This is a genomic window from Indolivaga alginatilytica (assembly GCF_003201355.1).
In the GTDB taxonomy this organism is placed as follows: domain Bacteria; phylum Bacteroidota; class Bacteroidia; order Bacteroidales; family Dysgonomonadaceae; genus Dysgonomonas_A; species Dysgonomonas_A alginatilytica.
In genome coordinates this window covers 489,735-511,349 of sequence record NZ_QICL01000001.1, presented here as the reverse complement: position 1 = coordinate 511,349, position 21,615 = coordinate 489,735, and the positions used below count along the sequence as shown (strand labels likewise).

The window sequence follows — 21,615 nt, the reverse complement described above, 5'->3', positions numbered from 1 at the left end:
CAACTATTTTGTGAAAAAAATATAACAAATAAGATTGTGACCCTTAATTGTTAGTCAATATGTTTATAATCAAATATTTAATTGTATTTTGTGGTTCCCGATTTGCTATAAATAATATATATAATTACATTTGTTTGGCTATATTTGCTTAATTGTATATCCATATTTTAAATATTTTTTTAATTAAATGAAAAACAGAATCTTATTCTCCTTTTTTTTGTCAGTAACTGCCTTATCATCGGCAGTAGCACAAACTTTTGTACATGGAAAGTCCGAAACTTATACATATCCCAAGGATGCCCAAGTTTTGGAGAAGCTTGATAAATGGCAGGATCAGAAGTTCGGTATGCTTATTCATTATGGTCTTTATTCCGAATTGGGTATTGTGGAGTCGTGGACATTGTGTAATGAAGAATGGATCAATCGCGATTCGACTATTACCTATGACGAATACAAACGCCGTTATTGGGCAACTATCGATAAATTCAATCCAACCAAGCTCGATCCGGCTTCATGGGCAAAGTATGGTAAATTAGCGGGAATGAAGTATGCAGTGTTTACAACCAAGCATCACGACGGTTTCAATATGTTTGATACTAAGTATAGCGACTTTTCTATTGCTAAAGGGCCTTTTAAAAATGATGCCCGAAGGAATGTTGCCAAAGAAGTTTTCAACGCATTTCGAAGCGAAGGTTTTATGATCGGTGCATATTATTCAAAACCCGACTGGCATTCTCAATATTACTGGTGGGACAGATATTCTACACCCGATCGTAATCCGAGTTACGACTTAGATGCAAATAAATGGCGCTGGAACAAATTCAAAGAGTATACCTACAATCAGATTCAGGAATTGATGAACGGCGATTATGGCAGTGTAGATATCCTGTGGCTGGATGGCGGCTGGGTTCGTCCCTCTAAAAAAGGAGATGAAGGTCTCGAAGGTGATTTTTACAAAGGATCGCAGGATATAGATATGCCTAAAATTGCGGCTATGGCTCGCAGTTATCAACCCGGATTGCTGGTTGTCGACAGAACTGTGGCAGGCGAATACGAAAATTATCAGACTCCCGAGAACGGAATTCCTAAAGAGCAATTGAGCAATCCTTGGGAAAGCTGTATCACTTTGGGCGGTGCATGGGGCTTCGTGAAAAATGACAGATATAAGAGTCATTATAAGGTGATAGCTATTCTGAGTGAAATTGTAGCTAAAGGAGGTAATCTTCTGTTAGGCGTAGGGCCTGCTCCCGATGGGACATTGCCCGAAGGTGCTGCTGCAAGCTTAAGTAAAATAGGGGAGTGGACTTCTAAAAACGGAAAGGCGATTTATAATACACGAATTACTCCTATATATAATGACGGTGCAACATGGTTTACACAAAGTAAAGACGGTAAAACGGTATATGCTATACATTGTTTAGAGGAGGGTAAAGTTTTACCGAAAACAATTGTTTGGAAGGGAAATGAACCCGCTAAAGGTAGCAAAATCATATTTGTAGAAACCGGAAAACCTGTCAACTGGAAGAAAACAGCTAAAGGCATTGAAGTATCAGTACCAAACGGTCTGCCTGCCGATCAGGCGGCGTTGGCATTTGCCGTTACTCCTATATAATAGGTGTTGTAAAATAATTACTTTATTTGTTTTGTTTAAAGAGCTGTATATGTTCTAAATATATTGCAGATAACAATCTGCGTAAGGCTTGGGTCTTGTACTAAAAGATATATATCGTTATTTTTGTTGTATATCCTCTTTAAACTAATTTAATTACTATTATAATTATAATATACTCAATTCATGAAAAACAAAGCACTATCGCTCTTTTTGCTGTCGGCATTGACGGTATCAACGGCATCTGCCCAGACTTATGCTCATGGCAGATCGGAAACGTATACGGCTCCTACTGACGAAAAAGTCCTTGAAAAATTGGATAAATGGCAAGATCAAAAATTTGGTATGCTTATACATTACGGTCTTTATTCCCAGATGGGAGTTGTAGAATCGTGGTCGATATGCGCTGAAGAAGAAGATTGGATTCCTCGTGACAGTACCATCACTTATGATGCTTATAAACGCAAGTACTGGAATACTATAAATGAGTTTAAGCCAGATAAACTCGATCCTGCTTCGTGGGCAAAATACGGAAAACAGGCGGGGATGAAGTATGCGGTGTTCACTACTAAACATCACGACGGTTTTAATATGTTTGATACTAAACAAACTGATTTTTCGATAGCTAACGGTGCTTTCAAGAACGATCCCCGCAGGAATGTCGCAAAAGAAGTATTCAACGCTTTCCGTAACGAAGGCTATATGATCGGTGCATATTATTCTAAGCCCGACTGGCATTGTCAGTATTACTGGTGGGACAGATATGCTACACCAACCCGCAATGTTAATTACAATATCGAGAATAATAAATGGCGTTGGAATAAGTTCAAAGAGTTTTCATACAATCAGATTCAGGAATTGATGAATGGTGATTATGGTAATATTGATATTCTTTGGCTCGATGGAGGCTGGGTTCGTCCTGCCCGTCCATCGGATGCAGAACGTCAGGGGCGTGCATACAAAGGATCGCAGGATATAGATATGCCTAAGATTGCGGCTATGGCTCGCAGCTATCAACCCGGTTTGTTGGTTGTGGATCGTACGGTTCCCGGAGAATTCGAAAATTATCAGACCCCCGAGCGCGGTATTCCCGATATGCAACTCAACAATCCATGGGAAAGCTGTATTACTTTAGGTTGGGATTGGGGATATACTCCTACCGATCAGTATAAGACTCCTGCAAAGATTGTGCATACGTTAGTGGAAATTGTAGCAAAAGGTGGAAACTTATTATTGGGTATAGGACCGAAACCGGATGGAACACTGCCCGATGAGGTTGCTCAACGTTTAGTGAAAATAGGTGCATGGACTACTAAAAATGGTGAAGCTATATATAATACACGTATAACACCAAATTATCGGGACGAGTCTGCTTGGTTTACTCAAAGTAAAGACGGCAAGACAATTTATGCTATCGCTTGTCTTGAAGAAGGAAAACCTATGCCTAAAACAATAGTCTGGAATGCTAATGAGCCTGTAAAAGGTTCAAAAATAATCTTTTTAGAAACAGGGAAACCGGTGAGCTGGAAAAAAACAGCTAAGGGTATAGAGGTTTCCGTGCCTAAAGGCCTGCCTGCCGATCAGGCAGCTTTAGCATTTGCTTTTGCTCCGGCAAATAAGTAAGGATTAGAAAAATAAGTTTATAAGTTAAAAGAGTCTTCATTTTCTCAATGAAGACTCTTTTTTATATCATAAATAGCTATTAATAGGTTAAAATTTATAAAAAACTCTCTTTCTCGTGAACTTTTTGTGGAATTTAAAAAGATATTTACTCTATTAATTAAAATTAAGCGAAAAGCAAACACACCAGCTAACTTATTTATTGTTAAATCGTATTTAACCGTTTTAAATTTTTAATTAAGGAAAATCATGCAAAAAGTATTATTTGTAGCACTATTTTGTTTATTTGGATTGAGTGCTTTTAGTCAGGAAAAACGACAGCAAACATTAACTGAACTTTTATCATCGATGAAAGGTAATGCTTATATTGCTGTTGAAGGGTATTATGTTGATAATTCATCATTTATGGTAACTCACTCGTCGGATCCTATGATCGAGATAAATACAAGATATCCGGTTTATGAGTATAAGAGTCAGATTAATTTACATGCGGATAAGGCTCATGCCATGACTGAGGTACCTGTTTTTACTAAACAGGAAATGCAAGGTGAAGGGCGTCGCAGAATATTGTTTCTGAATAAGAGACAAACCACAAAAAGACAGCTTGTTATAAATGAGAATACTATGTTTGGAGTCTGTATCGTTGGTGATCAGGCACAATACTCTCGCACAGCAGGGCGTGTTGGCGATTCGGCATCATTGCCTGCATTACGCGATTATTTGTTTTATCAGGGTTCTATGCCGCAAATAGAGAATGCTGCTACATCGTCACTCAACTAGCACTAAAAATATAATGTAAGTGTATTAAAGTAATTAGATTGTGTTTACAAAAAATGCAAGACGGATTGTCCGTCTTGCATTTTTCTTGTATCTGTAGTATTCTGAATTTTAAGAATTAGCTCTTGCTTTTTCTTCAAACTCACTTAATTCTTCTGATAGTTTACCTGCAATATTACCTGCAGTCTGGCTCAATTTCTTTTTGCCACTTCTCACTTCTTGTCTTGCACGTACACCCATGCGTAGAGCTTTTCCTCTGCCATATCTGACACCATGTCTAACTTTTTCTTTAGCTTCGTCAGTAGCTTTTTCAAACTCATCGTACAATTCTTTTCTTTTTTCATCGTCTATCAGCTTAGCTGCTACATACACAGCCCCTGCTCCTATAACTAATCCTAATAAGAAATTCCTCATAGTTTTTATTCTTTTATCGTGTTAATACTAATCGGTTTATTAAATTCAAATATACTCATTTCTTATATAAACAACGCATTTGCTGCAATTGTTTACAAACAATTTTAACAAAAGACAGGAAAAATAAAAGCCTTACAAGGATAATTCCTCGAAGGCTTTTATTCTATCTTAAAGTATTTGAGAACTTTATTTCAATTTATCTTCTAGTTTAGATGCTTCCTTCTTGGCGTCTTTCTTAGCATCTTTTACTACTTCTTTTGTTTTATTTGCTGCATCTTTAGCGCCTTCTTTTGTTTTGTCAGCACCGTCTTTTACTGCCTCTTTTGTTTTATCTATGATATCTCCGGCTTTATCTTTAGCTTTATCAGCGCCTTCTTCTATTTTATCACCGGTTTTGCTAATCGATGCATCTGTTGCGTCTCTTAAGCTGTCAGCTTTTTCTCCGATAGTATTTCCTGCTGATTCAAGTGAGTTTTCAACATCAGCACCAGCTTTTTCTCCGTCTTTTTTAGCTCCGTCACAAGCAACAAACGATAATGTTGTTGCTAAGGCAATTGCTAATACATAAATTTTTTTCATCTTATTCAGTTCTTTTATTATAAAATATGTGATAACTTTTTCTTTAGTTATAAAACATAACTCGAATATAAAAGTTCAGAAAAAAGTTTGATTTTTTCTGAAAGGGCTGAAAATAAGAATAAATAGGGTAAGAAAGCAGGAAATAATCGACTTTTTCTTCGTATTATTTTCCGTTATAAGGTCTCATTCCTTTTTTATTGCTTTGGTGTAGGGGTGAACCTATGTGTTCACACACAAAGGACAGACACATAGGTCTGCCCCTACAAGTAAAAGTATCTCATTAAATACTTTCAGTTATTTAAATTAGATTGATGGAAATTTACGACAAACATGCCATCCGAATATGATACTATTTCGTTGTATGTATTGGGAAGAATTTGCGTACCCGATTTATCTGTTACTCCCCAGTAATTATCTTTTTGCACAGCGACAAAGTCCGAATCCGCTAATTTCATCATAGAATTATATATAAAGGGAACGTGTGTGTCTCCTTTGGTATCTATTATACCCCAATGAAGGTTTTTATTTGCCATGAAAAGTGTATTGTCGAGGCTTCTGATTTGTTGATAAAGGATAGGGATTACTATTTTTCCGTTTTTATCGATCACTCCATACCTGTTGCCTTTGGAAACAATGGCATAACCATTTTTGAAGTTTTGGGCAAAATCGAAATCAAAAGGAATAACCTGTTGACCTTGCCTGTTCAGAAAACCGGATTTCTGATTTAAAAAGGCTACCATTCTATCTTCTTTAAACTCTCCTAAGCCATCATATACGCATGGTACGATTGTCTTTCCTTTATCGTTAACTATCCCGTATTTATTTAATCCGTATAAGAAAGCAGTATCCTGCTTTACTTTTGCATATCCGTCTTTAAAGTCATAAACCCGGCTATATAAACAGGGCACTCTAAGCCGGCCTTGTATGTCGATAACTCCTACTTTACCATTCTCCGATATTCTGGAAAATCCTCCGTTGAAGAATTGATTCCGGTCTATTGTGAGCGACGGGTTTATTACATCACCTTCTATGTCTATAATTTTGTAGGTGACGTATGTTGGGGCTGTTGATTTTAGATTGAGGTATATGGATGCCTGATCGGATGCTTTCTTCTCCCAAATACCCAGATAGCCGTCGTTCATATCGCGGACTCCATGACCGGGAAAGGAAAATATCTCATTGTTGTGTCTGTCGATAATCTTTTGCTCGCTTTTATCCATGCGAGTGGTTATTATATAACCTTTGCCTCCCGAATAAGGCAGACCGATAGATTTAGTAAAAGGTACGGTTGCTTTTCCTGTAGAATCTATAACACCAAAGAGGTAGTTGTCGTACACCAGAAAAGTACCTTTATAATAATTGGTAATGGATATTTGTTTGACAGGTATAATGGTATCATTAGCGGTATTTATCACTCCGAACCGGTTTCCTCTGACGACAATTGCCAGTCCGTCTTCAAAGTCTTTGATCTCATCGTACAGGCAGGGTATAACCTCTTTGCCTGAAACGTCTATAACACCAACTTTTTCTTTCTTGGTTACTTTGGCATAACCATTTTTGAAAACGTCGATCTTATCGTATATCATCGGGACTATAACTTCTCCTTTTTTATTTACGACACCGTATTTATAGTTGCTTTGAGCATTTGCGCAAGCAACTGTAATAAGTATATAAAAGAGAATTAAGATTTTCTTCATTATGTATTAGTCCGCTTTAGTCTTTTGTGGCGGTATTTCTGATACAACCAATCAGAGAACCATCCGCTGAGCAGTCCGAATAGTATTCCGCATACAATATCGATAGGATAATGCCTGCCTACATAAATACGGCTATATGCAACTGTCATCGCCCATGCAAAAATAACGATTCCGTAGTATTTATTCCTAAAATAGAGAGTCGAAAATAGTGCCAGACATATAGAATTGGATGAATGAGCTGAAAAAAAGCTGTAATGATTATCGGGATCGCCCAATTGGTGAATGATATCTTGCAGATCTAGTTCATGCGAGGGGCGTGGACGCATAATCAGTATCTTTATTACATTATTGGTGATGCTGTTGATAGCTATTCCCACAAGCATAAACACTGCTGCACGCTGTCCCGCTATACGGTCACGATATACCATAAATACGATGATAGCTATACATACGAGTGCCCATGCTGTGTATGTGCTGACCAGATACATAATGGGATCGAGCCACGGTGTATGTTTGCTGTTGAGGTAGAGAAATAAATCTCTGTCCCATGTGGGGAATGTTATTTGTAACATGTATCGGACTAAGCTTATTTGAGGTCTGGAACCTTAGTTTAGTTTTATTCCCGATTGCTCGGAATTGGAACGACTGTCGGACGATTTAAATCCGATGTATATTTTGGTAAAACCCATTCCTCTGAGTATCGGCGTCAGTACCTTTATTGTATTCTCGCGGCTTTCTTTTTCGATACCCATACTTTGGGCTTGCTGATAGATTTGTTCTTCTGCTTTTTTATAAGCGTCCTCCATGACTTCGGCTGTCTCCCACAAACCGTACTCCACATTATATATACGCGAGCGGGAATGGTCTATTTTGTAATGGCATATTTCGGGCATAGGTAACATAAGGCTTACCGAGTCGTCTTTCGTTACGATATCGTTTTCGCCTATCAGAGTGAGGTCCACGCATCCTATCACTTCGCCTACAATTTTTAATGTTGCTGTGGAGTTGGGAAGCCATTTCCTCACCTTTTCATATTCCATCATATCCTGAATGTTGTATTTCACAACTTCCAGTTTGCCCATTTCCTCTATCTGCTGCACTACAATTGCATGAGATACAATGGTGCGTTCTTCTGTTTTCGTCTCCGATTTGAGAAGATATACGATGAGAGCAATAAGACCTAATAATATAATAAGTAGTATTAAAGGAATCTGCTTTTTATTCATAAAAAAACGTTTGTTCATATAAGTTATGTGAGATATTTATATTGCCATGTTTCAATTTATAAGGGAAGACCTATGTGTCTGTCCTCTATGGATGAACATATAGGTTTGCACTATACCAAAGCTATAAAATATCTTAGACCTAAATCGGCTCAAAGATACAAAAAAACAAATCGAGGTTTATCTCCCCAACTATTTCTAGTGAAAATTAATGATTATTCAGTATATATAAGTTGTAGTTTTGTTTAATAAAATTGAATAATTATTTAATTATATTTATTTTAATGTTGATAATATTCAAACATTTATTATGTTTGTGGAATAAAAATGAAAGATTATGAAATTGCCATGCCATTGTCCGAGTTGTCAAGCACAATTAAAAGTAAAAAGCCTTAAATGTGAGAATTGCGATACTGAGGTTATAGGGTTGTATGATCTGCCCCTATTGGCTCGCCTTTCCGCCGAAGATCAAGAATTTATTTTGAAGTTTATGAAGAATAGCGGAAGCTTGAAAGACATGGCTAAAGACTTGAACCTGAGTTATCCGACTGTACGCAATTTATTGGATGAAGTAATTGAAAAAATTAAACAGTATGAAAAATAAAGAAACCCTTTCGTTGTTGATTAATCCCTTTGTACGTATTGCAGGCAGTAAGGCTCTGGTTATAGGATTGGTTGTATTTGTAATCTCTATATTGGTGGCTTATTGTGGCAATATGATTTTTGATGGCTTGGTTCATTCTTCCTTTTCGACTAAGATAAGTTTGAACTTAGCTTTCCTTCTACCCTCTGTTGCTTTGGCTATATTTATTGTTGCGTTATATATTGCAGGGCGTGTACTCACCACATCATCTATCCGTTTTATAGATGTGGCAGGTACAATAACCTTATCTCATGCGCCATTACTTTTAATGTCGTTAATTGCCTTGATTCCGGGTGTATATACCGGATCTACAAAAATTATACAGGGTCTATTTATAAAGAATTTTGGAGAAGTAAACGGTGTAGAGTGGGCATTATTCTTTCTCTTTCTTTTTGTTTCTATCGTTGCTTCCATTTGGTTTATAGTGTTGGCATATAAAGCTTTTTCAATCTCCTGCAATGTAAAGGGGACTAAAAGTATCCTTGGTTTTATTGTGGCTTTGTTGTTATCTGAAACTATTACAACTATTGTTGTTTATCAGATAATGAAGCATTCTTTCGGTTCAGGTTTCCCAATTTTAGAATAGTTATGAATAAAAATAAGTTGAAGCTCTGGCTGTGTCTTTCCCTCATTGGTTTGTTGGGAGTGGTATCATTATTATTATCAGATTTACCATTGCCTGATAAAGAGGCTGTTGCACAATTAAAGGATATTGATCCGCTGATTCTGAAATTCATGTTGCTTGTCAACCCATTTATGATAGTTACTGCTGCCGCCTTCTTGGGCAGTTTGGTTTATGACAAAGTAGGATTAAGAGTTCCTCTGTTCGAAAGGATGTTGAAAATACGGGAGGATGTTGTGTATAGCTATCGGTCTGTTTTTGTGTGGGGAGTAACCGGAGGTGTTATTGCAGGGTTACTTATTGTTGTCGTCAACTCTATCTTTACACCTTTACTACCTTCTGAATATTTGAACCTGCCTCAGAGTGGCGAATTTAGCATGATTACGAAGCTGTTGTATGGGGGATTGGTTGAAGAAATCATGATGCGGTTCGGTTTAATGTCTCTCCTTGTATGGTTATTATCCAAAGCGATGAAGGGTGTGAATGGGTGGATGTTTTGGGTCGCGAATATTGTTTCAGCTTTGCTCTTCGGGCTTGGTCATTTTCCGGCTTTGCTGACATTTATTCCCGATCCTACTATTTGGCTTTATATTTATATCTTATTGGCTAACAGTGTGGCCGGAATTGTTTTTGGATATATGTATATGAAATGGGGGCTTGAATGTGCCATGTGTGCTCACCTGATGGCTCATGTTGTAATGTATATTATGCTGTAACTTTCTCTAACCGATATAACTTTCAGGCAATGAAAAACCCTGTCTCTTAACTGAAAAGAGACAGGGTTGTATTTTATACATTTTTATAAAGGGAATACTTCAGGTATTGTACCCTTTTCCTGTTTAGGTAAGTGTGTTGTTAAAACTCCGTCGATTTAATCGTTTGAAGCTTCATGTTTCACTATACTTAAATGAAATGAATGGCTATTTTCTTTTTATTTGCTTGTTTCTTTTTCAAGGCATATACTACCAGTGCAGCCGAACTTGCCGCAACTGCTACCGAAACGAGTAATAGAGCTGTTTTTTTATCCATAATTTGTAATTATTGAAACATCATTGTTGTAAAGATACAAAAAAAGGAATATATATTCTTTGTGTTGAATTGTTTCCTCCGATTTTTTTCTGAAATTATTATAAACAGGGTGTGCTTCCCCCGTCTACAGGCAGATTGATACCTGTGATATAGGATGCTTCTACGGAAGCCAGAAAGAGAACTCCTGCTGCTACTTCTTCGGGGCGACCTATGCGTTTCATCGGAATCTGTGCTTCGCGTATGGCTCTGACTTCGGCTTCACTTTTGCCCGTTTTTTGGGCATCGGCACTTATAATGGATGCAATACGTCCCGTATCGGTACTTCCGGGTAGTATGTTGTTGACGGTGATACCATCGGGGGCGAGTTCTCCTGCCATTGTTTTGCTCCACGATGCCATTGCTCCGCGTATGGTGTTGGATACTCCCAGTGAGGGGATGGGAGTTTTGATGGAGGTGGATATTATATTTATGATACGTCCCCATTTCCGAGCCTTCATGTGAGGTACTATTATTTGTGCAAAAAGCTGTGCCGTTATTATATGCTGATTGAAGGTTGCCAATAGCTTTTCGGGCTTTTCATCCAGAAGTGGCGCAGGTGAGGGGCCTCCCGAATTATTGATGAGGATATCGAAGTTGCCGTTTTTCTCTATATATTCTGCAATTGTATGTGCCGAAGCAGTCGGATCTGAAAGATCGGCTACAACATAACTATGCTTCTGAGATGCGTTTAGCTTGGCTAACCGATTATAAGCCTGCTCTAAAGATTGTTTGTTGCGGGCTAATAACGTAACCGAAGCTCCCGACTCTGCCAGTAGTATGGCGGATGCAAAACCGATACCTTCGGAGCCTCCGCAAACCAATGCCTTTTTGTTTGTCAAATCTATATTCATAATTTGTCTAAAATTAAGTTCATAAAGGTCTATAACCTTTCTATTGCTACATTTTGCATTACTTAAAACTGATGTTCGAATTACTAAAGATACAGAATAAAATAATACGTATCTGTGTTTTTTGAAGCTTACTTAGTATGCCTTCAAATAGTGTTATTTTAAATGAAATAAAATCCATATTGTGTATTTTATACTGTTAATGCTAGCCGGCTTCGCTACGGATTTAGTATTTTTGTGATTATTCTCTCTATGGAAACAAAAGAATTAGAATCAGTAAAACTGGATACAAGCAACATGGGGCTTGTACTGGAGGGCGGTGCATTGAGGGGTGTTTTTACCTGTGGTGTGCTCGATTGGATGATGGATAATAACATTCGTTTTCCTTATGTGGTAGGTGTGTCGGCAGGTGCATGTAACGGAGCATCGTATGTTTCGGGTCAGCGTGGCAGAGCCCGATATAGTAATATTGAACTGTTGGATAAATTTCAATACATTGGTTTTAAACATTATCTGAGAAAGGGCAATCTCATCGATTTTGATCTCTTGTTTGATGATTTTCCGAATCGGATACTCCCTTTTGATTTCGATGCATATGCTTCTGCAGGAATTTGTTTCGAAATGATTGTCAGCAGTTGCCTGACGGGGGAGGCCGAGTATCTCGAAGAATATTCTGATCATGACCGGCTTCTGCAAATTCTAAGGGCGTCGAGCAGTATGCCACTGTTCTCTCCCGTATGTTATGTAGATGGCACTCCTATGTTGGATGGCGGTGTGTGCGATTCTATACCTGTAGACAGGTGTTTGGTGAAAGGATATGATAAAATGTTAGTGATATTGACTCGCAATGCAGGTTATCGCAAAAAGACGGATGGTTTGAAACTACCGTCATTCTTTTATAAGAAATATCCCGAAATGCGTCATGCCATTAATCGTCGAAATGAAATATACAATAACCAATTAGCACGTGTAGAACAATTGGAAAGAGAGGGAAAAGCTATTGTAGTACGACCCATTGAGCCTATGACTATCAACAGGATCGAAAAGGATACCAATGTTTTGAGCTACTTTTACGATCATGGGTATGAGTGTGCCGGCTCACTCTTAGGGCGGCAGATTTAAATTTACAGATTGCTGGTTAGTGACGCTATATATTTCATATACAAAGCAAAGCATCCCAATATAACTAACAGTTTAAAACCTATGCCTGTTATAACTATACCTGCCAGTTTGAGATTCTTTTTCTCTTTTCCAAAACCGATGACAATTACAACCACCCCTGCAAAAGTGATAAGAGCAAACGCAATAGCATAAACTATCAAAATCAAGTACATCGCATTTAAGTTGTTTTCCATGATAGAATGTGTTGTTTATTATTATTTATCTAATATTTTCTCGAATTTTTTCTGAATATGGCTATATCCCTGACGTTCGTAAAAGCGATGAGCATCGGTACGGTGGTCTAAGCTGAATACTTCTATACGATCGCAGTCTTTATCTAATGCAACTTTACAAGCCATTTCTTCTAACTGTTTGCCTACACCTTTGCTACGTACATTCTTGTCGACTACAAAATATCCGATTTCGCAAAAGTTGTGTTCAAAAGCAAGCTGTACTGTAAAATGAAGGGTAAGAAATCCAACAACTTTATTGTTGTCTTCATATACATATATCTCATCAGCGGAACTATTCAGCAAAAGCATAAGCTTCCCTTTGATGAATTCGTTTGTCAATGGATACCCTAATTGGTCGAGCATGTCTCTGATGGCTTGACTATCTTTCAGTTCGGCTTTTCTGATTGGCATAAAGGCTTTTCTTTCGTTGGTGAGACAAAAATAGCAAAAATCCGATATGAAGTAGTTAAAAATATTTCGATAAATTTATTCAGACTCTTACAATGCTCTCCCTTTATATACGTTTGATTCTTCTTTACTGTATATGTAACCTGTGAATGTTATTACCTGACTATTAAAGTTGGGAGTTACTCTTGCCGAGCATTGGTTTGTTCCGGCGGTTATATTAAAAAAGACGATTGCAGATACGCCCGCACCCATTACATTCATGCTGTAAGTAACATTTCCTTTCTTATCCGTTTTCATTTTTACATTAGTAACAGATCCGTCTACGGTAATACCTCCCATTCCATTAGGTCCCGCATATGGTGAGTTGAAGGCCAATTGAATAGTTGCCTTATCGCCGCTCATGGAGATAAAGTTGGTGTTGGGGGAGACAAACGCATTCTGTCCGTATTTGAATGTAATACGATCGGCTTCGAGTACAAATTCACGATTATTTAAAGCTTCTATAGCCATATCGTAACGCATTTGTTGTTCTGCATCATTAACAGCAGAAGCCACCGGGTCTTTTGTTGTAGAACATCCGGTCAAAACCAATGTAATAGAGGTTAATATAAATAAGATTGTTTTCATAATAATATAATTTAGGTCGTAATTTTATATTGTGTTATTATTCATTTTAAACAAATTCGAGAGTGAAAAGTTTTTATATTTTACTAAAAGAGTATGAATATTTCAATTCACATAAGCGTGTGTTTAAAAGAGGATTGAATAGGTTGATTTACTTAAAAACAAGGTGTTCTTTTATCTGTTTTATTTTGATAATTCAAAAGAATTTTATTACTTTGCTTACATCGGAGAAGAGAGGAATCATTATTTACAGATCGTATAATTTTATTACCAATTCAGGTGTTTTCAAAGGTTCGTCGATAAATATTTGTGAGTGAATGAGGTATAGTCTTTGAGCCATTTTCTACTATCAATGATATTGAAAATTTAACAAATGATATGCTTTTTTTCTGAACAAATCTCCTCTCAGAACGTTTTATAGGTAATAAATATAAACAAATTAAAATAGTAGAATTATGAGTAATGCAACAGCAAAACAAAAAGCAGCAAAAGGACTTAAAGGTTCTGTTGCCGAAGTAGGTGCATTTTTAGGTAAAATTGTTTCTTTCAACAATAGTCTTAAATTATATCACTGGCATGTAACAGGTGCTGGCAGTTATGCTAAACACATTGCATTAGATCAGGCATTAGAAGATCTTACTGAAGCTACTGACCGTTTAGTTGAAACAACATACGCTATGGCCGGCGATGTTAATATCGTTATTCCGGAAACTAAAATTCCAACTGATATTGTAAACCATGCATGTGGATTTTATGATGTAGTTGAAGAAGCTCGCGAATATTTCTCAGAAGCATTTACACAAGCAATTATTGATGATTATCATGAAGCGCTTCAACAAATGCTTTACAGATTGAAAAGATTACAATAAGAAAAGACTCTATATAAGTTTCGATTATTTAGTTATAAACAGTTGGCTGCCTTTTAGGAGGTGGTCAATTGTTTTTTTATGCCTGTTGATGAGGTATTATAGATAGGCTTTATTATTAAGTTACGTACAGTTGGTTTCTTCGAGGGAAGAAGTCAACTCTTTTTTGTATATCGGGTATTCGTTTTAGGGTGTTTTTGTAATGTTAAGGTTTGTTTAAAAGTAAGTTAGGCTTTATCCATTTCTTGGCATGAGTTGTTCTATTGAAACATTGTATAAAATTATTAAGGTATCAGACCTTTTTATTGATTTGATAAGTAAAATAATTTTGGTTAGTTATAATTTAAACAGACTCTAAATATTTCGTATTATTTAAAAGTATTGATTATGAAAAATATTGTATTGATAGGAGCCAGTGGCTTTGTCGGATCAGCCCTTCTTAAGGAAGCTTTGGATAGGGGATATGCTGTAAAAGCGATTGTACGTCATCCCGAAAAAGTAAAGGTCGAAAACAAATATCTTCAGCTAATTAAAGCAGATGTAACCGATGCGAAAAAGCTGGCAGAGGTTGTCAAAGGAGCCGATGCAGTTATAAGTGCATACAATCCGGGATGGAGCAATCCTAATATTTATGATGATACGCTTAAAGGATACCGATCGATAATAGATGCTGTAAAGAATGCCGGAGTATCGCGTTTGCAAATTGTAGGCGGAGCAGGCAGTTTGTTGTTTGCACCGGGCAAAACGGTATTGCAATCGGGCGTTATTCCCGATGCTATTAAACCGGGAGTAGAATCGTTGGCTAAGGTGTTGACCGATTATTTATTACCCGAAAAGCAATTAGACTGGGTATTCTTCTCACCCGCAGGTACAATAGAACCGGGTGAAAGAACAGCTAAATATCGCCTCGGAAAGAATGATTTGATTGTAGATGAAAAAGGCAACAGTAAAATATCGGTGGAAGATTATGCTAAAGCCATGTTAGACGAATTGGAGGCTCCAAAGCACCATCGCGAACGCTTTACAATAGGATATTAAGATATCAGATTTTTTATTGTTTTACTTATTATGGATAATTGAAAGTGTATATCGGACAGTGATGTTGGTATGCACTTTTTCATTTTGAAATTTTAGCCGAAAAGTTTGTTAATCGAAAATATTCCTTATATTTGCCTCTGTATAATAGCTCTTTATATTAGAAATGAGAATAAATTTAACAAACATATTCGCGATTAATAATCTAAATTTTAACGATTTAGGTTTGGCTATGTGCGTTGAAATATTAGAGAGAGAGAGAGAGAGAGAGAGAGAGAGAGAGAGAGAGAGAGAGAGAGAGAGAGATTAGGTAAATTCACCCTCACACATATCAAAACTATTTTAGGCGGACTGTTCCGTCTTTCTGTTTTTCCATACGAGCCAATAGCAAAAAGCTGTAAGTTACGTTTTATTTCCCCAAAATACAATTATTATAGTTTTGCCGATAATGCCTGTCGTGTAACAGATTTGTTTTGTTGTTGTCGTTCAAAATCGGCACGTTTAAAAGGCTTATCTATGACAAAACTATGTCAGGCAGTAGCGTGTAGTGATTACATGTTGCTGCTGTTTATTTTGCAACTAACTAATATCAAATTATAGATGTACAAAATGAAAGAGCGAAAGAATAATCTTATTCTGTTTGTCACCTTTTGGTGTGTTTCAATCCCCCTGTTTTCGCAGATTGGAATTAATACGGATAACCCGATGGCACTATTCCATGTTGATGGCGGTGCAGACAATTCTGCTGTGCCAACGGCTGCGCAGATTGCCAATGACGTGGTATTTACCTCGGCAGGCTACTTGGGGGTGGGTACACTTACACCGACTACGGAGCTGGAGGTTGTTGGGGCTATTGCTATAAAAGACGGTTTGCAGATGAATGCCAAAGTGCTGACTTCTGATGCAGATGGCATAGCTAGCTGGCAATCTACACAATTGAACAGTGTGGCTATCTGGAATATTACAGGAAATCTTACCACTTTTAATGCCGATACCGAAACTCTTTTGAAAGGTACGGGCACTCTAAAGAAGAATGACATAACGAACCTTACTATATCCGATGCTTTGGATTTGGGAGGCGGTGTAATAGGTTCCTCGATAAGCATTCCGCCCGGGAGGTATATTTTTTATCCTGCCTGCGATATTAATACGCTCGAATACGGAAAGCTACATATAAGGGAAGTTGGTGTTACGAAACCTCTTATTTCGATAGAGTATTCGTTGTCGGCATCAGGAGTTTCGGCAGTCATCAATTCGGATACTACTAAAATTATTTATCTGACATTCGAAGCTATCGATGCTCAATCGACCTGGTTCGTTAAACCCGGTTATACACAAACATTTGTTGCAGGACTGATTGTTCATAGAATACCTTAAGTGAATGAACGTATTTAATGATATACTTAGCCTCCCCTGTATCTGCCTAACTAACAAACAGGTCTGAGACCTTAATTTAAAACACTCATAATGAAAATAAAACTAATTATAATCTTTCTACTTTGTTCTTTACTCTCTTTTGCTCAAAATGTAGGGATCAATATGAAAAACCCACAAGCGGTATTTCATGTTGATCCTCTTGGGGATAGTGATAACACATCGATTCCCTCCAGATATGTTGATGATGTGATAATCAATAATCAAGGTCGAATTGGCATAGGTACTTCTTTACCAACTTCAAAAATAGATATTATAGGTAAACTTCAATTTCTGGACGGTAATCAGGCAAGAGGAAAAGTGTTGTTCTCGGATGCTACCGGACTTGCCTCGTGGAAAGTGTCTCAGTTTAACCGGCAGTCGGTCTGGGTATTAAGCAATGCGGCAGGGGGGATGAGCTTTTCGCTGACCACACCTGTACAAATAAAAGGTACAGGCTCTATGATTGAAGCCAATATTGTTGGAATTGTGAATGTTTCGAACACGAATGGAAATTTTGTATATGTTCCTGCCGGAAAGTATATCACCATTCTTGAAGGGCAGCTACTCAGCCGAAAAGGAGTTTTAGGAGTGCAGGAAGCTGTGAATACATATGGGCGGATCGGGTTACGCAGTTGGGAACAATTGAGTACCGCCGCCGACATATATACTCTCTTTACGAATAAGGCGGCAGGGTCTACATTCATTTATGAATCATCTGTCGGGCAGAATCTTTATCTCACTTATGCCATTCGGAACTACCATCCATTTATAGGTATTTATCAAGATGGTCCCCATAATAATGCTACATTTCTATTTACGCTTACATTTATAAAACTATGAGAATACTGAAACACTGTGTATCTATATTGTGTCTATTATTGTCTATGGCAGCCATAGCCCAAGTGGGGATAAACACAAGTTCGCCGCAAGGAGTCTTTGATTTAAGAGTTGCAGAGGGAGCCAATAAAAAGGGTTTTACTGTAACCGACGATGGTAAGCTGATTATAGGGACTTCAACCTCTACAACGTCTGATGCACGGTTGATTGTAGAGGGAGGGATGAGGATAAAGACGGGTTCTGAGGGATTAAATAAGTATTACATATCGGATGCCAATGGTGTTGGCGAATGGAAATCGCTGACTTTAGGCAGCAATGTATCTACCTGGAAGTTGTCTAACCCGGCTTTTAATTTTACGAGTGTAAAGAATCTCCGTCTAACGGGTGTCAGCGAGTTACTATCTAACAATATTGCCGGCTTTATGGTATCGGCTTCTGTTCCCAATAGCTTGTATGTTGCCGCAGGAAAATACCTGGTCTTTTTTAACGGAGACATTTCAGGCGTTGAATTTTGTGAGCTGGCATTGATTTCTGTTTCTACATCAGCCGATTTGTACCGTATATCATATACAGGATGGTTGGGAGGAACTGCTGTTTTTTTAGAGGCTGCTACAAGTCAGTGGGTTGGACTTGCTTTTACACACGCCGATAAGAGTGGCAGTTCGCTAATCATGCCGATACCTAGTCAGACTACCTATTTTTATACATTGACTTTTTTGAGACTGGAAAATTGATCTTTATACTTCGTACAATTCGAGGGGCAACCCGTCGGGATCGGAGAAGAATGTGAAGCGTTTACCCGTAATCTCGTCTATGCGGATAGGTTCGGTTTCTATATCAAAGCTATTGAGATGATCAATGGCTTTTTCTATATTGTCGACACTGAATGCGAGATGCCTCAAACCTTGAGCTTCGGGGTAAGAGGGGCGTTTGGGTGCATCGGGAAATGAGAATAATTCGATCTGGGAATTGTTGTCTATCCTCAAATCGAGTTTGTACGATTGTCGCTCGGCACGATACGTTTCGTGAATGATTTCGAATCCAAGAATACGTGTGTAAAAGTCCTTAGACTGTGAGTAGTCCGAGCAGATAATGGCTACGTGATGTATATGCGAAAATTTCATGTTTCTAACTTCTTTAGGCGATAAAGATAAGTATAATACTTATAGATACTATTTAATGCCATGTAGTTAGTTTATAACTGATTGTTGTATTTATACTTACCTGATAAATGGAAAGATGTATAACATTAAGATATGGTTGTTTATTAATATTGTTCTTTTACCGACCGACAAAAAGCGTTACCTTTGCACTGCGAATAATTCGTGAGCCTCTTGATCCAAACTAGAGGCTACTATTAAATTTATTAGATATACATTCCTATGAGTTCTACAATTACATTCTATATTGCCCGACATGGTAAAACATTACTAAATACGCTCGATCGTGTACAAGGATGGTGCGACTCGCCTCTTACACCCGAAGGCATAGAGGTGGCTCAGTTTCTGGGTGCAGGCTTGCGCGATATTAGTTTCGATGCTGTTTATGCGAGCGATTTGCGTCGTACGCGTCAAACTGCTGAGGTAGTGTTGAGCCAACAAGGACAAACCGATCTACCTATAAATGAAGTTTACGGATTTCGTGAAGCATGCTTCGGCAGTTTCGAGTCCGATTTTAATGCGAAGATGTGGGGTAATGTTGCCCTTTTTCTACAATATGTGAAGATGGAAGATATGTATCGTGATGTATTTCACGGAAAAATATCTAACAAAGAGGCTCTTGATGTAATCAGCAAACTGGATCATATGGGACTTGCTGAAACTTTCGAACAAGTAGAAACTCGTTCACAGTCGGCTTTGCGCGAAGTTGCAGCAAACGAAACTGCCAATGGTAAAGATAAAAATGTGCTTGTAATAGCTCATGGTATGAGTATTATTTGTATGTTGCAGAGTTTAGGAGGTAAAGAATTACTGAAAGGGCATCTCGAGAATGCAGCTGTATGTAAAGTTACTTATCGTGACGGAAAATTCGATGTACAATCGATGGGTGATATGAGTTATGTACATACAGGCAGAGAACAGTTAACAGTCAACAGTTAACAAATACTCGCAATTGCTCACTGTGTTCATTTTGACTGATAACTGATAACTGTTCATTGATAACTGATAAAATATAATAGCGTATGAAAAAATCAATACATGTACTTACTTACATCTGTTGCATAGCTGTTTTGGCATTGGCATCATGTAAAGGTAAAGCCGTTCAAGGCGATGGTAACGTAATAAGTCACGAAGTGCCGATCGAAATTTACAGCGAAATAAAAGTAGAGGGAGCCATCGATATCGTATATAATGCTAAACCCGATGAGGCTGCATATTTACGTATTGAGGCCGATGATAATATTATTCCGCTTATAGATGTGAAGGTAAAAGGTCGCTTACTTACCGTAAAGGCTAAAGAAAGCATTAACCCAAGCCGATTTGTGATATATACCAATTCGCCCAGCTTAAAATATGTGGAGAGCAAGGGAGCATCCAATATTACTCTTCAGGGAGCGGTTGCAGGTGACGAGCTTAAAATCGAAATGAAAGGTACTGGTAACTTTAAAGCAGATAATCTGGTTTATGATAAAGCCGAATTTCAATTGAGAGGTGCAGGCAACATGGATATGTCGGGACAGGTTCATAAAGCAAAGATCGATATTTCGGGTAGTGGAGATGTCAAAGCATCAGATTTGGCGGTTAACGAAATGGAATCGATTATAAGAGGCAGTGGCAATATCGAAATCAATGTGTTAGACAAATTGAGTGCCGAAATAAAAGGAAAAGGTACAATTGCTTACAAAGGAAACCCTCAAATCACCAAGAACAATATAAAAGGTGCAGGGGTGTTGAAAGTACTTCAATAAGCCGAACCGAAAATATTACATATATTATAAAAGAGCGTCTTAGGATGCTCTTTTGTTGTTTGTATAGGTATTCTTTATTAAAAATTATATCTTTGTTAAAACCTTGAATATTTCTTACTTAAGTTCGCAGAACTATTTATTGCTTTGGCAAGTGTAGCAATGATAGCCAGTTATGGCTCTGAAATGTCACATTAAATATTTTATTTTACTTAATATCGAATACTTATGAAAAAGTCTTTATTAATTTTTTCCGTACTAGTTTGTATCCTGTTTTCCACAACGTATTGTACCGCTCCCAAAAAGGAGGGTTGGCAATTGGTGTGGGAAGAAAATTTTGACGGAACTACGCTCGATACCTCCCGTTGGAGCCGTATACCGAGAGGTACAGCCGATTGGCAGAACTACATGAGTTTTTCGGACTCGTGTTATGAAATGAAAGACGGTAATCTGATCCTGAAAGGAATCGTGAATAACGATCTTCAATCGGATACAGTACCCTTTCTAACGGGCGGTGTCTGGACAAAGGACAAAGTAAGCTTTAAAGATGGTCGTATAGAGATTAGAGCCAAACTGGGTGAAGCCACAGGAGCATGGCCTGCTATCTGGATGCTTTCGCAAAACAAAGGATGGCCTATGGGTGGAGAAATCGATATAATGGAACATCTCAATTTTGACAGTATTGTTTATCAAACAGTTCATACTCATTATACGTATGATCTCGAGATAAAAGACAATCCTGTAAACGGAGGCACAAACCTGCTAAACAGAAATGACTACAATATATATGCGCTTGAGATAAATGCCGATAGTCTGGTGTTCTTTGTGAACAACAGCCGCACTTTTGCCTATCCTCGCATCGTGACCGATAAAGAAGGTCAATATCCGTTTGATGATGATTTCTATTTGCTGATTGATATGCAACTTGGTGGAAGTTGGGTAGGAGGCGTAGACCCTAAAGACCTGCCTGTGGATATGAAAATCGATTGGGTACGTTTTTATAAGAAGCAATAAGTAAAGTACCGCACCT

At 37.8% G+C, this 21,615-nt stretch carries 26 protein-coding genes; 15 read left to right on the top strand and 11 right to left on the bottom strand.

Annotated elements, in window-relative coordinates; translation table 11 throughout:
* Nucleotides 1-187 precede the first annotated feature (187 nt).
* The 3 genes from CLV62_RS02230 (at nt 188) to CLV62_RS02220 (ending at nt 4,009) form a co-directional block, all read left to right on the top strand.
* Nucleotides 188-1,612: an alpha-L-fucosidase gene (locus CLV62_RS02230; protein WP_110309145.1), complete on the top strand. Its 1,425-nt coding sequence runs from the start codon at nt 188-190 to the stop codon at nt 1,610-1,612.
* 183 nt (nt 1,613-1,795) lie between these two features.
* Nucleotides 1,796-3,232, top strand: a complete 1,437-nt coding sequence (locus tag CLV62_RS02225) for an alpha-L-fucosidase (protein ID WP_110309144.1) — start codon at nt 1,796-1,798, stop codon at nt 3,230-3,232.
* 246 nt (nt 3,233-3,478) lie between these two features.
* Entirely contained in the window at nt 3,479-4,009 is a 531-nt protein-coding gene (locus CLV62_RS02220) for a hypothetical protein (RefSeq protein ID WP_110309143.1), read from the top strand.
* A gap of 108 nt (nt 4,010-4,117) precedes the next feature.
* Here the strand turns inward: CLV62_RS02220 and CLV62_RS02215 are convergent, their stop codons facing one another.
* From CLV62_RS02215 to CLV62_RS02195, 5 genes are all read right to left on the bottom strand, one after another.
* Nucleotides 4,118-4,420: a hypothetical protein gene (locus CLV62_RS02215; RefSeq protein WP_110309142.1), complete on the bottom strand. Its 303-nt coding sequence runs from the start codon at nt 4,418-4,420 to the stop codon at nt 4,118-4,120.
* Between the two features lie 186 nt (nt 4,421-4,606).
* On the bottom strand, nt 4,607-4,999 hold the full coding sequence (locus CLV62_RS02210; protein WP_110309141.1) for a hypothetical protein: 393 nt from the start codon (nt 4,997-4,999) through the stop codon (nt 4,607-4,609).
* Nucleotides 5,000-5,289: 290 nt separating this feature from the next.
* On the bottom strand, nt 5,290-6,696 hold the full coding sequence (locus CLV62_RS02205) for a WG repeat-containing protein (RefSeq protein ID WP_110309140.1): 1,407 nt from the start codon (nt 6,694-6,696) through the stop codon (nt 5,290-5,292).
* Nucleotides 6,696-7,268: a phosphatase PAP2 family protein gene (locus CLV62_RS02200; RefSeq protein ID WP_110309139.1), complete on the bottom strand. Its 573-nt coding sequence runs from the start codon at nt 7,266-7,268 to the stop codon at nt 6,696-6,698. The genes CLV62_RS02205 and CLV62_RS02200 overlap by 1 nt, the downstream gene beginning before the upstream one ends.
* A gap of 33 nt (nt 7,269-7,301) precedes the next feature.
* Nucleotides 7,302-7,922, bottom strand: a complete 621-nt coding sequence (locus CLV62_RS02195; RefSeq protein ID WP_170119996.1) for a DUF4230 domain-containing protein — start codon at nt 7,920-7,922, stop codon at nt 7,302-7,304.
* A gap of 334 nt (nt 7,923-8,256) precedes the next feature.
* Between CLV62_RS02195 and CLV62_RS02190 the strand changes: the two genes are divergently transcribed.
* From CLV62_RS02190 to CLV62_RS02180, 3 genes are read left to right on the top strand one after another with little or no spacing between them, the layout of a single operon-like run.
* Nucleotides 8,257-8,523, top strand: coding sequence for a DUF2089 family protein (locus CLV62_RS02190; protein WP_110309137.1), 267 nt, complete (start codon nt 8,257-8,259; stop codon nt 8,521-8,523).
* Nucleotides 8,513-9,148 carry a YIP1 family protein gene (locus CLV62_RS02185; protein ID WP_110309136.1) on the top strand — a complete coding sequence of 212 codons (636 nt, stop codon included), beginning with the start codon at nt 8,513-8,515 and terminating at the stop codon, nt 9,146-9,148. The genes CLV62_RS02190 and CLV62_RS02185 overlap by 11 nt, the downstream gene beginning before the upstream one ends.
* 2 nt (nt 9,149-9,150) lie before the next feature.
* Entirely contained in the window at nt 9,151-9,900 is a 750-nt protein-coding gene (locus CLV62_RS02180) for a CPBP family intramembrane glutamic endopeptidase (protein WP_110309135.1), read from the top strand.
* A gap of 187 nt (nt 9,901-10,087) precedes the next feature.
* Here CLV62_RS02180 and CLV62_RS22140 read toward each other — a convergent pair whose 3' ends face one another.
* Nucleotides 10,088-10,213: a hypothetical protein gene (locus CLV62_RS22140; protein WP_262509954.1), complete on the bottom strand. Its 126-nt coding sequence runs from the start codon at nt 10,211-10,213 to the stop codon at nt 10,088-10,090.
* Between the two features lie 98 nt (nt 10,214-10,311).
* A complete protein-coding gene (locus tag CLV62_RS02175) occupies nt 10,312-11,103 on the bottom strand; it encodes an SDR family oxidoreductase (RefSeq protein ID WP_110309134.1) in 792 nt (263 codons plus the stop codon).
* Nucleotides 11,104-11,352: 249 nt separating this feature from the next.
* On the opposite strand from CLV62_RS02175, the gene CLV62_RS02170 reads away from it, so the two are divergent.
* Entirely contained in the window at nt 11,353-12,222 is an 870-nt protein-coding gene (locus CLV62_RS02170; RefSeq protein ID WP_110309133.1) for a patatin-like phospholipase family protein, read from the top strand.
* Between the two features lie 2 nt (nt 12,223-12,224).
* Here CLV62_RS02170 and CLV62_RS02165 read toward each other — a convergent pair whose 3' ends face one another.
* The 3 genes from CLV62_RS02165 to CLV62_RS02155 all read right to left on the bottom strand — a co-directional run bounded on the left by CLV62_RS02165 (nt 12,225) and on the right by CLV62_RS02155 (nt 13,529).
* Complete coding sequence (locus tag CLV62_RS02165; RefSeq protein WP_110309132.1) at nt 12,225-12,455, bottom strand: hypothetical protein; 231 nt, start codon at nt 12,453-12,455, stop codon at nt 12,225-12,227.
* A 21-nt stretch (nt 12,456-12,476) separates the two neighbouring features.
* Entirely contained in the window at nt 12,477-12,905 is a 429-nt protein-coding gene (locus CLV62_RS02160; RefSeq protein WP_110309131.1) for a GNAT family N-acetyltransferase, read from the bottom strand.
* A gap of 87 nt (nt 12,906-12,992) precedes the next feature.
* A complete protein-coding gene (locus CLV62_RS02155; protein WP_110309130.1) occupies nt 12,993-13,529 on the bottom strand; it encodes a DUF4251 domain-containing protein in 537 nt (178 codons plus the stop codon).
* Between the two features lie 452 nt (nt 13,530-13,981).
* On the opposite strand from CLV62_RS02155, the gene CLV62_RS02150 reads away from it, so the two are divergent.
* From CLV62_RS02150 to CLV62_RS02125, 5 genes are all read left to right on the top strand, one after another.
* Nucleotides 13,982-14,395 carry a DUF5856 family protein gene (locus CLV62_RS02150; RefSeq protein WP_110309129.1) on the top strand — a complete coding sequence of 138 codons (414 nt, stop codon included), beginning with the start codon at nt 13,982-13,984 and terminating at the stop codon, nt 14,393-14,395.
* A 384-nt stretch (nt 14,396-14,779) separates the two neighbouring features.
* Nucleotides 14,780-15,430 (top strand): NAD(P)-dependent oxidoreductase, encoded by a 651-nt coding sequence (locus CLV62_RS02145; RefSeq protein WP_110309128.1) that lies wholly within the window; start codon nt 14,780-14,782, stop codon nt 15,428-15,430.
* 606 nt (nt 15,431-16,036) lie between these two features.
* Entirely contained in the window at nt 16,037-16,804 is a 768-nt protein-coding gene (locus CLV62_RS02135) for a hypothetical protein (protein WP_221409207.1), read from the top strand.
* A gap of 90 nt (nt 16,805-16,894) precedes the next feature.
* Nucleotides 16,895-17,683 carry a hypothetical protein gene (locus CLV62_RS02130; RefSeq protein ID WP_110309125.1) on the top strand — a complete coding sequence of 263 codons (789 nt, stop codon included), beginning with the start codon at nt 16,895-16,897 and terminating at the stop codon, nt 17,681-17,683.
* On the top strand, nt 17,680-18,414 hold the full coding sequence (locus tag CLV62_RS02125) for a hypothetical protein (RefSeq protein WP_146212678.1): 735 nt from the start codon (nt 17,680-17,682) through the stop codon (nt 18,412-18,414). The genes CLV62_RS02130 and CLV62_RS02125 overlap by 4 nt, the downstream gene beginning before the upstream one ends.
* Before the next feature lie 3 nt (nt 18,415-18,417).
* Here CLV62_RS02125 and gloA2 read toward each other — a convergent pair whose 3' ends face one another.
* Nucleotides 18,418-18,804, bottom strand: a complete 387-nt coding sequence (gene gloA2, locus CLV62_RS02120) for an SMU1112c/YaeR family gloxylase I-like metalloprotein (protein WP_110309123.1) — start codon at nt 18,802-18,804, stop codon at nt 18,418-18,420.
* Nucleotides 18,805-19,062: 258 nt separating this feature from the next.
* Between gloA2 and CLV62_RS02115 the strand changes: the two genes are divergently transcribed.
* The 3 genes from CLV62_RS02115 (at nt 19,063) to CLV62_RS02105 (ending at nt 21,599) form a co-directional block, all read left to right on the top strand.
* Nucleotides 19,063-19,779: a histidine phosphatase family protein gene (locus CLV62_RS02115; protein WP_110309122.1), complete on the top strand. Its 717-nt coding sequence runs from the start codon at nt 19,063-19,065 to the stop codon at nt 19,777-19,779.
* An 83-nt stretch (nt 19,780-19,862) separates the two neighbouring features.
* Complete coding sequence (locus CLV62_RS02110) at nt 19,863-20,588, top strand: head GIN domain-containing protein (RefSeq protein WP_110309121.1); 726 nt, start codon at nt 19,863-19,865, stop codon at nt 20,586-20,588.
* A 225-nt stretch (nt 20,589-20,813) separates the two neighbouring features.
* The gene (locus tag CLV62_RS02105; protein ID WP_110309120.1) at nt 20,814-21,599 is read left to right on the top strand and encodes a glycoside hydrolase family 16 protein; all 786 of its coding nucleotides are present in this window, start codon (nt 20,814-20,816) and stop codon (nt 21,597-21,599) included.
* Nucleotides 21,600-21,615 lie beyond the last annotated feature (16 nt).

Bases quoted from the DNA above. Each gene is read 5' to 3' on its own strand.
- CLV62_RS02210 (WP_110309141.1), bottom strand. From the start codon at position 4,999: ATGAAAAAAATTTATGTATTAGCAATTGCCTTAGCAACAACATTATCG.
- CLV62_RS02185 (WP_110309136.1), top strand. From the start codon at position 8,513: ATGAAAAATAAAGAAACCCTTTCGTTGTTGATTAATCCCTTTGTACGT.
- CLV62_RS02180 (WP_110309135.1), top strand. From the start codon at position 9,151: ATGAATAAAAATAAGTTGAAGCTCTGGCTGTGTCTTTCCCTCATTGGT.
- CLV62_RS02175 (WP_110309134.1), bottom strand. From the start codon at position 11,103: ATGAATATAGATTTGACAAACAAAAAGGCATTGGTTTGCGGAGGCTCC.
- CLV62_RS02215 (WP_110309142.1), bottom strand. From the start codon at position 4,420: ATGAGGAATTTCTTATTAGGATTAGTTATAGGAGCAGGGGCTGTGTAT.
- CLV62_RS02145 (WP_110309128.1), top strand. From the start codon at position 14,780: ATGAAAAATATTGTATTGATAGGAGCCAGTGGCTTTGTCGGATCAGCC.
- CLV62_RS02190 (WP_110309137.1), top strand. From the start codon at position 8,257: ATGAAATTGCCATGCCATTGTCCGAGTTGTCAAGCACAATTAAAAGTA.
- CLV62_RS22140 (WP_262509954.1), bottom strand. From the start codon at position 10,213: ATGGATAAAAAAACAGCTCTATTACTCGTTTCGGTAGCAGTTGCGGCA.
- CLV62_RS02150 (WP_110309129.1), top strand. From the start codon at position 13,982: ATGAGTAATGCAACAGCAAAACAAAAAGCAGCAAAAGGACTTAAAGGT.
- CLV62_RS02170 (WP_110309133.1), top strand. From the start codon at position 11,353: ATGGAAACAAAAGAATTAGAATCAGTAAAACTGGATACAAGCAACATG.
- CLV62_RS02125 (WP_146212678.1), top strand. From the start codon at position 17,680: ATGAGAATACTGAAACACTGTGTATCTATATTGTGTCTATTATTGTCT.
- CLV62_RS02115 (WP_110309122.1), top strand. From the start codon at position 19,063: ATGAGTTCTACAATTACATTCTATATTGCCCGACATGGTAAAACATTA.
- CLV62_RS02220 (WP_110309143.1), top strand. From the start codon at position 3,479: ATGCAAAAAGTATTATTTGTAGCACTATTTTGTTTATTTGGATTGAGT.
- CLV62_RS02105 (WP_110309120.1), top strand. From the start codon at position 20,814: ATGAAAAAGTCTTTATTAATTTTTTCCGTACTAGTTTGTATCCTGTTT.
- CLV62_RS02225 (WP_110309144.1), top strand. From the start codon at position 1,796: ATGAAAAACAAAGCACTATCGCTCTTTTTGCTGTCGGCATTGACGGTA.
- CLV62_RS02205 (WP_110309140.1), bottom strand. From the start codon at position 6,696: ATGAAGAAAATCTTAATTCTCTTTTATATACTTATTACAGTTGCTTGC.
- CLV62_RS02160 (WP_110309131.1), bottom strand. From the start codon at position 12,905: ATGCCAATCAGAAAAGCCGAACTGAAAGATAGTCAAGCCATCAGAGAC.
- CLV62_RS02230 (WP_110309145.1), top strand. From the start codon at position 188: ATGAAAAACAGAATCTTATTCTCCTTTTTTTTGTCAGTAACTGCCTTA.
- CLV62_RS02200 (WP_110309139.1), bottom strand. From the start codon at position 7,268: ATGTTACAAATAACATTCCCCACATGGGACAGAGATTTATTTCTCTAC.
- CLV62_RS02165 (WP_110309132.1), bottom strand. From the start codon at position 12,455: ATGGAAAACAACTTAAATGCGATGTACTTGATTTTGATAGTTTATGCT.
- CLV62_RS02110 (WP_110309121.1), top strand. From the start codon at position 19,863: ATGAAAAAATCAATACATGTACTTACTTACATCTGTTGCATAGCTGTT.
- CLV62_RS02195 (WP_170119996.1), bottom strand. From the start codon at position 7,922: ATGAATAAAAAGCAGATTCCTTTAATACTACTTATTATATTATTAGGT.
- gloA2 (WP_110309123.1), bottom strand. From the start codon at position 18,804: ATGAAATTTTCGCATATACATCACGTAGCCATTATCTGCTCGGACTAC.
- CLV62_RS02135 (WP_221409207.1), top strand. From the start codon at position 16,037: ATGAAAGAGCGAAAGAATAATCTTATTCTGTTTGTCACCTTTTGGTGT.
- CLV62_RS02155 (WP_110309130.1), bottom strand. From the start codon at position 13,529: ATGAAAACAATCTTATTTATATTAACCTCTATTACATTGGTTTTGACC.
- CLV62_RS02130 (WP_110309125.1), top strand. From the start codon at position 16,895: ATGAAAATAAAACTAATTATAATCTTTCTACTTTGTTCTTTACTCTCT.